Annotated in this window: 1 protein-coding gene; it reads left to right on the top strand. The window is 51.1% G+C overall.

Annotation, left to right across the window (positions count from 1 at the left end):
* The coding region (locus AC3DOM_RS17180) for a hypothetical protein (protein ID WP_487920261.1) at positions 1-483 on the top strand (483 nt) is incomplete at its 5' end.
* Between the last annotated feature and the right edge of the window lie 706 nt (positions 484-1,189).

Genomic DNA, 1,189 nt, shown 5'->3' with positions numbered 1-1,189 from the left:
GAAGAAGGTCAACCTCCACCGGAAGAACACTTTGAAGAAGGTCAACCTCCACCAGAAGAACAACCCCCAGGCGAACCGCCCCCTGAACCACCGCCCCCACAACCGGCACAACCCACACAGCCACCCAGCGGCGGAGGCGGAGCTTTCTCAGCCGATGTGTCTGTTACCGACATATACCCCGGCAATCAGCCTCAGGGGCAGTTCCATGTACGCATCACAAACCACGGTCCGGGAACTCTGAACAATGTTACCGTGCCCGTCCTATGCCAATACGAGCGTACTGACAAGAATACCAAAGCCCAGAGCGCCCAGAGTGCCCATATATCTGTTACATTAAGCATGAAACCCGGCGAGCAAATGAGTTTTCCAACCACGCTCTCCCTGGATACAAACGTCTTTGAATATCTGGTTGCCTGCGAGGTACAGCCCAACTTCGACGACCCTGACCCGGGCAACAATAATTATAACGAGCCGATCTATTAAATTGGTCAGATACATCAGGCCATCGGCATTTTTAAAGCCTTAAGTTGTTAGTTTTATGTGAGAAGGAAAAAAGTCCTCCAGGCATGAATGTGCCTGGAGGATAGTTATTTACCCATGCAAGGCAACCCCCTTCTTTTTTATCTGTCCTTGGGAGAAGGCACTCTGTGCCGACGTCGCAACCTCCCCCCCCTGCGTTTGTAGAAACTTGGATATTTACTTTTCCTAACCCAACAAAATCATATCCTCTCTAACCACGTAGGTTGGGTCTTGCAATTCTCCTGTGGAGAGTTGCAAGGTCTTTTTCTTATTTCTTCAACCCAACAAAGTCACCTCCTCGCGAGCAGCGCGTCGCAACCCCCTTCTTTTTTATTTGTCCTCCGAGAATCCTTCAGGAGAAGGATGCGAGGATCCACGGCTCGTAGCGCTATCAAGGTGCATACGAGACAAGGAGAGGCGAGCAAAGCGTCGCGATCTCCCACAATTCACACTGTAGAACCAAAAACCAAAATCCATCCCCTGCTTTGCAGGGCTCGCAATGGCATCATTCTAAAAGCGGGGGGGGCAAGCCGATGGCACAGGAAGAAATGGAGAGAGAAACGATCTTATCAGCTATCGGGGAAGTGGCGCGTTACCAACGTACTCTTCTGCTATTGCGCACCGGACGGTACCAGCGTTTCCCAGGAAGAAACAGATGCTCCTTCCTTAC

Source organism: Candidatus Desulfolinea nitratireducens, assembly GCF_982879505.1.
This window is presented reverse-complemented; position numbering and strand designations above follow the sequence as displayed.